Below are 11,013 nucleotides of genomic sequence, written 5' to 3'. Positions count from 1 at the left end.
TTTGGTCTAAGAGCGACACTGATTGCTACTTTCGTAAATGCAAATGCTGCTTAAAACACTTTCGCAAGAAGTCTATTTACCCCTGTCACCTTTTTTTCGTACAATGCTTTTAGCGTAAGCGTATCTCGTATAAAGACACTGCCTTTTTTCTTGCAAATCAAGTTTGTTTTTGATTGAGTGTCTTGTGCCAGCCAATAGGTTTGGGTAGAATCGTTTTCAACAAACGCAATTGCTTGTTTTTTGTGGTAACCCAAATGTTGGTTGATGTTATAATCACGGACAAAACAACGTTTGTTGGCATCAAACGAGTAAATGCCTTTTGGGGTGGTGTAGTACAGTTTACCATTATAAGAGACCATATTTAGCTTTTGAGTGGGCAGACCAGCCGTTGAGTCAAATAGGGTTACCTTATTACCCTTTACCAACCCTGCTCCTTTGTAATGGGTAACAAACCAAAGCTGCTGTTTTTTATCCTGTATCATCTGTAATGGGGGATCCTTCAACCCCTCCATTAATGCTTGTTCTACTTGCCATTTACCCTGCTTGTATACCCTGGTGCCTATCCCGTTCAATAGAGCTAAATAAGCCTTGGTAGGTTGTTGTCGGTCAGGCAAAAACTTAATAACTACTTGTTCTTCAAATAATAGCTGAGCTATATTGCCTTTGATGGCAAACAAGCCTTGTGAACTCCCTACCAACAATTGTCGTTGTCCGGTGTCGGGGTGCTGATGAATAGTAAAATTAATGGTTTGTCCTTTGATTCCCTTGATTCTGGTAAAACCCTCTGGGTCTAACCGAAATACCCCCACTGTAGTAGATACATACAGTTTTTGCTGAAACCGACACGAAGCAATAACGGCCCCTTCTAATCCAGTAGATGCGTCAAACTGTAACATTGGAACATCATACATCACCTTGGCAATGCCATTGTCAGTGCCCACCCATAGGTTTTGGGTACCCTTTTGGTGGTAAATGCTCCAGATGGTATTGTTACACAAACCTCTGTTTCGATTAATTACACTTAGCAATTTCCCCTCTTTATCCATCAATAGCACTCCATGGGTTCGGGTGCCAAACGCAAACCAACCATTGGGCAGTGCGGTGCTACAGTAAATAAGATACTTTTTGTGGTTGATCTCTGAGTCAAACTTGGTAAATGTAGCAGAGCGCTTGTCATATAACCAAAAGCCCGTGTTTGCCTCTTGAATCAACACCTTCTGCCCTGGGTAAGGCAACATAGAAAATACTTGCCCTTTCCCTACTTTTTCAGATCCTTTGATAGTGTTTAGAACTTCCCCTTTTAACACATCAATGCCCACATTCGTGTGTGGTTGGTACCAGGTATCGTCGATGTTAAACCCTGGAAAAAGTGTGGTTTTTTCAGGAAACTCATGTCTTTTAACAAATTTGTTATTCCGGTAAGAGTACACTTTGGTCATAGTAATAAAATGTACCCAACCTTGAGTAGCCACTGTGGTCCATATATCACTAAAACGGCGTTTGTCTTTGGGCAAATCAGGTAGTAAAGATTGATAGGCCAAGTACCCTCTTTTGTTAGGAGCCAGGTAGCCAAAGTCGCCAGACAACCCAAGGTATACCACCCCATTTTTATCTGCCGCAAGCGACCTCACCCTTTTATTGTTGGGGGTAGCAATTTGTCGCCAGCTTACCCCATCATACTCAACCAAACCTTCATCGGTTCCAAAATACATAAAGCCTCGCTTGTCTTGCACCATAGACCAAATCTGTTGGTGACTGTTGTACTCTTTAGCGCTGTAGTTTTGTATAATTGGTTTGCCTTGCTGTTGGGTGTTTACCTGAGCTGAGGTTAAGTGGGCTATGCATAACCACCATAGCAGTATGAAATGTTGTTTTTTAATCATAGTTCGTCTGTCAAATCATTGGAACAGGCATGGGACAACATACCCAGTCAATTATATTGTGGGATAACTAAAGCTTATTAATAAGGCGTATAGGAAAGGAAGTAATAATCTAGCAGTTGAGGAAAGAAACGCTCTATAGTTGGCGAAAACCAAACTATCACCAAATACTTAACTGTAAATGATTAGCAATAATGATGCAACGTGAAATATTATTTTGATGTTTAATGTTTATGCGTATTTATTAACGGTTTTGCTTATGTATTATAGCTTTATGCCTATCAGTAAGATATCGTCTCTTTGTTCGGTGCCTTGCATAAACTCATCCAGGGCTTGTTCAAGCAACGATTGTTGCTGAGGTAAGGCAAGTGATTTGTTTTGGGCTAACAGTGTTTTAAGCGACCTTGTACCAAATTTTTTGCGGTTTTGATTGTTTTGGTCGGCAAAGCCGTCAGAACTTAGGTACAGCACCGAACCTTTTTCTAACAATAGTTGCTGGCTGGTAATTACTCTGCCTTCCACGTAGTCAATCCCTATAGATACATTGCTGCCTTTTATTACCTGTATTTTATCGTCTTCAGGAGTGGTATACCAAAGTGGGCGTTTGGCTCCGGCAAAATGTACTTGTATACTGGTGTTGTTTTGGGGTTCTATAGTAACCATCGCTACATCCATGCCGTGTTGTTTGCCAGTTTGTTCTTGTTTGAGCGCGTTGCGTAGTTCTTGACGCAGGGTTTCCAATATTTGGGCGGGGTTGGTTTTTTGTTGGGCATAAATAATGTCATTGAGCAATGCATAGCCAATCAAACTCATAAAGGCTCCTGGTACGCCGTGCCCAGTACAGTCAATGGCCGCCGCTATAGTAATATTGCCCACCTGTTCTATATAATAAAAATCACCCGATACTACATCTCGCGGACGAAAAATCACAAAATGCTCCCCAATCAAAGCCTGTAGCCGATCGGCAAATGGCAAGATAGCCGCCTGAATGGTCTCTGCTGATTTAATACTTTGGGTAATCTGGTAATTACGTTCATTGAGCATTTTATGAGATTCTTCTATGGCGTCGCGTTGTGCCATAATTTCTTCACTTTGTTGCTGTAGTTCTTCGCTTTGCTGTAAAAGCTCCTTGTTTTGTTCGTAAATCTCTTCTTTTTGTTTCACCACTTCCTGAGTACGTACAGTCACTTTGTGCTCCAGTATCACCTTTTGCTTGCGCAAGCGGTTGGTATATAGTTTTACTCCACCAAATAAGCTCAAGGCAAACAATACTGCAAACAACGTATAAGCCCACCAGGTACGGTGCCAGGGGGGGAGTATCGTAAACTCATAAGTAGCTATGTTACTTGTGATGCCGTATAGATTGCGGGCTTTTACCTTAAATGTGTAAGTACCTTCGTTTAGGTTGGTATACTCTTTTTGGGTTTTATTGGTCCATTTTGCCCAATGTTTGTCATAACCCACCAATTGATAGCTATATTCATTTTTATCAGCAGAGTTAAAATACAAAGCAGCATAGTCAAAGGTGAGCGAGTTGTTGGTATGGGGGAGTATAGGTGGTTTAGTGAGTTTATTTCCCGCAAAAAGCACCGAGTCTTGTCCGATTTGCACCTTGCGCAGCAGCACTTTAAATTGTTGTTGAATATGGAGTGTTTCACGCGCATTGTATTTTACCAGCCCTTCGTTAGTAGAAATCCAATACACCCCATTGGGGTCAATGTCAATTGTGTTGATTTTTTTGCTATATATTGGCTTCAGTATCAGGCTGTCAGGGCTATAACCTTTGGCTGTTTTATAATAAGGAATCCAGCGTTTGGTGCGGGCATTTTTGGTGAGCCAATAAGTTTGGGTAGTATCATGGGCTACAAAAGTAATGTGGGGGGTTTTCAATAGTTTGTCAAAGGTAAGGTCTGGTTTAAAACGACGACTTGCCTCATCAAAAATGTATATGCCATCCTGGGCACAGTAGTACAACTTGTTTTGGTACATGAGCATGCTTACTCTTTTGGGTGGAAGCCCCGCCAAAGAATCAAATAAAGTTACCCGATTGTTTTCTAACAAACCCACCCCTTTATAACGGGTAGCAAGCCAGGTTTTACCCTGGGCATTTTGGATTATTTGCCAGGGAGGATCGACTATCCCTTCGAAACGACGTTTTTCTGTTTCCCAGCGCCCATTCTGATACAACCAAGTGCCCAGACCATTTAAAAAACCTACATACAATCGTTTGGGGTTGTTTTTATCTACACAAAAACTGTAAGAGCTTTGCTCTGGTATGGCTTGTTTAAATACAGAATCCTGTAAAGCATATACCCCTCGGTTATTGGCTACCAGTAAGCGTTGTTCTGTAGAGTTGGGTATATTATAGGAGCGGAAACTCCAGGTTTGACTACTCAAACCTTTCAGCCGTTTAAACTTACCTTTGTTAAATAAAAAAGCTCCTACACTAGTAGTTACGTATGTTTTTCCTTTAAAATTGTGCACATCTTCTACTGATCCTTCTAGCCCATGATTTGTATCGTATAGCTCCCAAGGCAAGCCTATGGTTATCCTGGTAATTCCTTTGTCGGTGCCTACCCACAGGTTTTGGGTACCAGGCTGGTAATATACATCCCAGACGGTGTTGTCTACCAGTCCTTGCGACTTGTCAATAGCATTGATTATTTGTCCTTGCAGGTCAATAATAACTATTCCCTTGGTGCGGGTGCCCAAGGCAAATTGTCCATTGGGCAAAGCAGTGCCACTATATACTTCATCGCGACCAAGTACTTTGCTTAAATGAGGGGCAAAAGGAACTAGTTGCCTAGAGTGAAGGTCATACAACCAAAACTCAGATAAAGCATCTATAATCAGTATCTTGTTGCCAGGGTAAGGTATCATAGCGTATATTCTGCCTCTTTCGGCTTTGTAGGTACCTTTGATTGTATGCAGTGAGTCTGCTTTTAGTTGGGCAATGCCCTGGTTATTAAGGGGTTGCCAGAGTTGATCGTATACTCCAAAGCTCAGGTGAAAAAAATGCTTTTGGGTAGTTTGGTATATCTTATAGAGCTTTTTATTTTGATAGCAAAATATTTGGGTTAAAGTGACAAAGTATACTTTGTCACCAGCAATGATTGTTTTCCAGACATCGCTGAAGTTACGTTGTTTTTTGGGAACAGTAGGCAGCAGAGATACAAACTTCATAAACCCTTGTGGGTTGGGGTCTAAGTAGCCAAAATTACCCGATGAACCAATATATAGTGTGCCATCTTTAGCCAGTCCCATTGACCTCACCCTTGTATTTTTAGGCATCAGTTCATGGCGCCAGGTTACTCCGTCGTATTGTACCAATCCTTTGTCGTGCCCAAAGTACATTATACCTTGTTGGTCTTGCGTCACTGCCCATACTTGTCTATCACCTTTATACATTTTAGGCGTGTAGTTTTCCAGCAAAACTTTTCCTTGCTTTTGAGGAATGATTTGCCCCTGGGCAAAACCTGTGATTAGTAGTAACCACCATATATAAATCAATGCTTTTCTCATAGTTTCAGCATAAAACACTCCCTCAAAAAAATCCCTATAGTTAAATCTACAAAACTTGCCTAACCACAAAATAGAATTCAAACATTGTGTAGCTCATCTACTGAACTTCGTCTCTGATCTTTGTCTTTCTTCAAAAAACAGGTACTACTTTCCTTTAGATCACTTTATTGTTCTCATTTTAAATAGAGTCATTGAGTAGGCTAATAAATTAAAGACAGCTAGTGGATAAGGTATATTAGGTTTGTGAGTTGGCAGTAAGTAATTGAAAAATTCGTAACCACAAGACCTCAGGTCAAGCGCTGTAGCAGCGAATTACTTTGTTTGATCAAACATTTATGTAATCAATAGTCCATAGTATTTAGTCGATAGTCCATAGCTGATTCGAGTAAATGTTTACCTTGTTAAATACTGTAAACCAGTATTTTATATTGAGATTGTATACTCACTTTATTTTTAAAAGTGTTTCGGTTTTATGCCTAAACACCCAATTAAATAGTTTTTAAATTCATAAATAACTGATAAACAGCAAACAACTTTGACTAAAATCACTGCGGAGTATTGTGTAATATGAAGCATTAAATATAATAAATTTTACTGGACAAGTATCAGGCAAAACCCGATTGGTTATAATTTTATGCCCATCAGCAAAATATCGTCACGTTGTTCGGTACCTGCCATAAATCGTTTCAATACTTTTTCAAGGCAATGTTTTTGTTTAGAAAGCGGCAAATGACTTGTGTTCGAGAGCAGGTTGATGAGTTGTACTGAACCAAACTTTTGCCTACATTCATTATTTTGGTCTGCAAAGCCGTCCGACCCCAGGTAAAGAATTGTTCCTGTACTTAGTAATAGCTCATGAGTAGCAATGGTACGCTTGTGTTCATAGTTAAACCCGACCGATATTTTACTTCCACTTATTTGTTGTACCTCTGGATGGTTGGGTTCGATATACCAGAGAGGGCGTCGTGCTCCGGCAAAAAGTACTTTGACTTGCGCTTCAGGGAGGCGTTCCAAGGTCACCATAGCCACATCCATGCCATTATGCCTGCCCGTTTTTTCTTGCTTTAATGCCACTTTTAGTTCTACTCTGAGGGTCTCCAATATGTTGCCAGGATTGGTTTTTTGCTGTACATTTACAATATCATTGAGCAAGGTATACCCAATCAGACTCATAAATGCCCCTGGTACCCCGTGCCCGGTACAGTCAATGGCAGCCACAATGGTTTTGTTGCCTACGGTTTCTAAATAGTAAAAGTCACCCGATACAATATCGCGAGGCATAAAAATAACAAAGTGGTCGTGCAGAGCCTGTTGCAGGTCTTCTATCAGAGGTAATATGGCCGACTGAATGGTTTCGGCTGATTTGATGCTCTGTTTCATGTGTAGGTTTTTTAGGTTCAAGGCATCGCGGGCTTCTTCTATAGCATCTCGTTGACTGGCAATTTCTTCACTTTGTTGCCACAACTCTTCGTTTTGTGCCTGAATTTCTTCTTTTTGCTTTAAAATCTCCCTTGTACGCCTTTGTACCTTTTTCTCTAGCACTACTTTTTGTCGTTGCAAACGAGCCGTGTACCAGCGAATACTGCCTGCTATGATCACGAGCAATAGTAATACATATACTGCAAATGCCCACCAGGTGCGATACCAGGGGGGGAGTATAGTAAAACTATAGGTGGCAATGTTGCTCTCGATGCCATAAATATTACGAGATTTTACCCGAAAGGTATATTTACCTTCATTGAGGTTGGTATAATCTTTTTTGGTGTCATTACTCCATTCCGACCACTCTTTGTCATAGCCTACCAATTGGTAGCTGTATTGGTTTTTGTGGACAAAGCCAAAATATAAAGCAGCGTAGGCAAAAGTAAGTGAGTTATGGCTATATGATAAGGTAGGAGTGAGTTTGATTTTGTAGCCTGCATATAACAACGAGTCGGGGTGGGCTTGCACCTTGCGAATAAGAGTTGTAAACCTTTTTTGCAATAGAAAGGGAGCGTTGGCATCATACCTGAAAAAACCTTCGTCAGACGACAACCAAAATATTCCACCAGTTTCTACCTCTACCCGGTCGAGCATTTTGTCATAAATGGGCTTAAACACTGATGTATTTGCCATGTAGTGCTGTCCTCGTTTGACATAAGGTACATATTGTTGTTTAGGAAGCTGTCTGGCAATACAATAAGCTTGGGTAGAGTCAAACGATAAAAAACTGAGAGGTGTACTACCCAGTGGTTTACTTAAAGTGGATGATTTACGAAAACGCCTTTTAGCTTCATCAAAAACATACACCCCTTTGAGGGTAAGGTAATAGAGTTGGTTGCCTTGAGACACGATGTTTATTCTGCCGTGTGGCAGCCCGGCGGAGGAGTCAAACACAGTGATTTTTTTGCCCTCCAACAAACCTACTCCCTTGTAGCGGGTGGTTAGCCATACCCGATTTTGTTTGTCCTGCAACACTTGCCGAACCGGAGCAGTGAGCCCTTCGTAACGTTTTACTTCGGTCTGCCATTGGCGATTTTTATAGACAATTGACCCCAAGCCATCTATAAAACCTACATACATTCGGCGTGGGTTGGTGTGGTCGGTATGCATCCGAAACACGCTTTTTTCGGGTAAAATCAAGTGGGCAGTAGTATCTTTTAGTGTGTATATACCCAGGTTGTTGCTTACCATTAAATGTTTCTCTTTCGTGTTGGGGTCTTGGTATGCCCAAAGTCCCCAGGTTTGTCGCTTAATGCCTTTTATGCGTTGAAAACGACCGTTTTTGAGGCGAAATACTCCCACGCTGCTCGATACGTACAAAGCATTCTTAAAACGAAATATATCATCTATAGAGCCCTCAAGCCCATGTACATCATCAAACTGTTCCAGAGGTGAGCTTACGTCTACTCGGGCAATGCCTTGGTCGGTACCCACCCATAGATTTTGAGTGTTTGGTTCATAATAGAGACTCCACACGGTATTGTCGGGCAAACCTTTAGTTTTATCAATCAAGTCTATTACTTTACCTTGTCTGTTCATAATGATCACCCCTCGCAATCTGGAGCCAAATGCAAATAAACCATTGGGTAGATTCACTCCGCAGTAAATGGCTTGTTTTTCCCAAGTGTTGTCTAAGTCAGAACGAAAACGTTTTGCCTGCTGTGTGTTTGTATCGTACAACCAAAATTTAGTAGTGGCTTCGCAAAGTAATATTTTTTGCCCCGGATAGGGTAACATAGCAAATACACGTGACTCTCCTATGTTAGCAGCCCCGGCAATGGTTTTAAGCGAGTCAGCGTCATAGGTGGTTATACCGTTGGCTTGGCGAGGTTGGTAAAGCATACCAGCAATACTAAAGCTATAATGAAAGCGGTATGGTTTGGGCGAGTGGTATATGCGCAGCAATTTTTTGTTTTGGAAACAATATAAATGAGGAAAAGTAATAAAGTTGACCTTGTCTTTTACAATACTTATTCGCCATACATCGCCAAAGTTACGACTGTTTTTGGGGAGCTCAGACAGCAATGAATGATATTGTAAAAAACCTCTTGAGTTGGGTTTGAGGTAGCCAAAATCTCCTACCGAAGCCACATAGACTGTGCCTTGGTTATCTACGGCAAGCGAACGTACCCTTTTATTATGAGGAGTGGCTATTTTTCGCCAGGTTTCGCCATCATATTCAATCAAACCTTTGTTGTGCCCGAAGTACATGACTCCTCGTTTATCCTGGGCTATTGCCCATACCTGGCGGTCACCTCCATAGGTTTTGGTATTGTACACCTCTATCAAAGGCTTGCCTACTTTGGTTCGGGTAGCTTGCCCTTGTGCAGTATCAACGATGAGTAAAATTAAAAGGACACAGTGAAGCGCATTATTCATGGGTTCTAAAAAAACATATTCGCTATAATCTACGGAGGTTTTACCTAGAGGTACCTTAAATATAATAAAAATTCACAAAGCAACAATTACAACAAAGGCATAAAAGGTGTGAACGGGGCTTAAACATTGGTATATTATGCAGAATTGACCAGTCAATACATTCAAAAAACGGTTTTCTCATGAGACCCAAAGATGCTTTGTAATTGGTTCTTTAACTTTTGCTCAAGTATTTCGGCAAACTTTGTTTGGGCAGTAGTAGTAATATCAATACTCTCTGCCCTTATGTGCAAGGGTGTGGTCAATAAATCGCTTTGTATGTTGAAAGACTCAGAGGAGCTAACGGTGTTGGGTTGTCCGTAGCTTGCTGGGTACAACAGTACCATTTGAGTGCAACAATACCCCAGAGCGTACGCAATCATTTGATAAATATCACTTTCTTCTATAGCAGTTTGATGATGTCGAATAGGTACTTTTCTTATTTTATACTTAGTATCGGCAATTATCTGAGAGCTCCCCAGCAACATATCCGGTTGGACACTAAATACAGGCTTACCTGTTGGGTTTTGACCAAGGTATTTTTTTGGTTGTAGCTGGGGTTGCCATTGGGCAAAGTGAGTTTGTACAAATTGGGCAATGAAGTCTTCATACACCAACTCCATTGGCAACAAAAATGCAAAGTTGTACTTTTGCCCCGCCTCATAATTGATCATTTCGTTGCCCAAAAACATAGCACACATATCTACCACTGTTTGTAGGGCTATTTGTTGTTCAGGCAGGCGTATTTTCAGACAATCTTCATAAGTCATGGGCACATCGCTTACATTTTGCAAGAGTGTAATCATGCGCTGTAGGCGTTCCAGCGAAGGTGCATATTGGGTCATAAGAAGCAACTGGCGCGCAGTGTACTTTACCAACTGGTTAAATTGGTTATTGTAAAGCAAAGGTGTGTGGCGGCTGTGTAGTTTTTGCCAGTTGCCAGTGGCTATATTTTCCTTGAGGTATTGGTCAATGTCAAGTTGTCCTTTCAAAAAATCTAACTCTTCGGTGCGTTCCTGATACAAATGCAATGGTTGTTCGATCAGCAATTGTTCGGCATAAGAAGCAAACAAAAAGATGCATATTTCGGGTAAAAACAATGACGGGCTGGTGTGGGTACGTGCCAGCGAAAAAGGAAAACGTACTCGTTGACTGTAGCTTAAATAATACAACACATGGGCAAAACCTACTTTAGGTGGGGGAGGGATTGGGCAGTTAAAAACCTTGGGCAATACATACATATCGTGACCTTCAAACCTTAAAAAACCCACATAATTGCGTGCCCTGATGTGGTGTCCGTCAAAATCAAACATACGTTGTTGTTGTCCTGTACTGGGCAAAGAGGTATTGTAAAACAAGTGGCGATTTTGCCAGATGGTATCTAAATACGCCTTGAGTCGGGTGATTTTTTTGGAGTCAAAAGGTAAATCGTGCCAGGCACCAAATTCGAATAAGTACATATAGGTATTGAGGGGTTATGTAAAGTTTGTATAAAGCTTTTAAGTAAGTAGCAGCAAGTCCTTAGATACCGATGAATATCGGTGCAATTACCTATAAGCTACAAGTAAAGATAACTCTTTCATAATATGATAGTTATACTTGCATATTAGGTATATTTAATTTTGTCTTGGTACATACTAAGGAATGGTGTAAAAATAAAGTTCTATAGTTTAAGGAAATATTTTTTGGTCAGGCGAGGTCAAAAAACGCGGCA

General features: G+C 40.9%; 4 protein-coding genes. All 4 read right to left on the bottom strand.

The window, feature by feature from the left end; genetic code table 11:
• Nucleotides 1-50 precede the first annotated feature (50 nt).
• A complete protein-coding gene (locus Q0954_RS30700; protein ID WP_299464678.1) occupies nt 51-1,883 on the bottom strand; it encodes a hypothetical protein in 1,833 nt (610 codons plus the stop codon).
• A gap of 261 nt (nt 1,884-2,144) precedes the next feature.
• A complete protein-coding gene (locus Q0954_RS30695; RefSeq protein WP_299464675.1) occupies nt 2,145-5,402 on the bottom strand; it encodes a SpoIIE family protein phosphatase in 3,258 nt (1,085 codons plus the stop codon).
• 624 nt (nt 5,403-6,026) lie between these two features.
• Nucleotides 6,027-9,263 carry a SpoIIE family protein phosphatase gene (locus tag Q0954_RS30690; RefSeq protein WP_299464673.1) on the bottom strand — a complete coding sequence of 1,079 codons (3,237 nt, stop codon included), beginning with the start codon at nt 9,261-9,263 and terminating at the stop codon, nt 6,027-6,029.
• A 161-nt stretch (nt 9,264-9,424) separates the two neighbouring features.
• Nucleotides 9,425-10,759 (bottom strand): hypothetical protein, encoded by a 1,335-nt coding sequence (locus Q0954_RS30685; RefSeq protein WP_299464670.1) that lies wholly within the window; start codon nt 10,757-10,759, stop codon nt 9,425-9,427.
• Between the last annotated feature and the right edge of the window lie 254 nt (nt 10,760-11,013).

Source organism: uncultured Microscilla sp., from assembly GCF_947493425.1.
Classification (GTDB): domain Bacteria; phylum Bacteroidota; class Bacteroidia; order Cytophagales; family Microscillaceae; genus Microscilla.
Note: the sequence above shows the minus strand (reverse complement) of the source record. Positions and strands in the feature narration are given on the sequence as shown.

What these genes read in the sequence shown, in the direction of transcription:
- Q0954_RS30700 (WP_299464678.1), bottom strand. Translation starts at nt 1,883, where the DNA reads ATGATTAAAAAACAACATTTCATACTGCTATGGTGGTTATGCATAGCC.
- Q0954_RS30685 (WP_299464670.1), bottom strand. Translation starts at nt 10,759, where the DNA reads ATGTACTTATTCGAATTTGGTGCCTGGCACGATTTACCTTTTGACTCC.
- Q0954_RS30690 (WP_299464673.1), bottom strand. Translation starts at nt 9,263, where the DNA reads ATGAATAATGCGCTTCACTGTGTCCTTTTAATTTTACTCATCGTTGAT.
- Q0954_RS30695 (WP_299464675.1), bottom strand. Translation starts at nt 5,402, where the DNA reads ATGAGAAAAGCATTGATTTATATATGGTGGTTACTACTAATCACAGGT.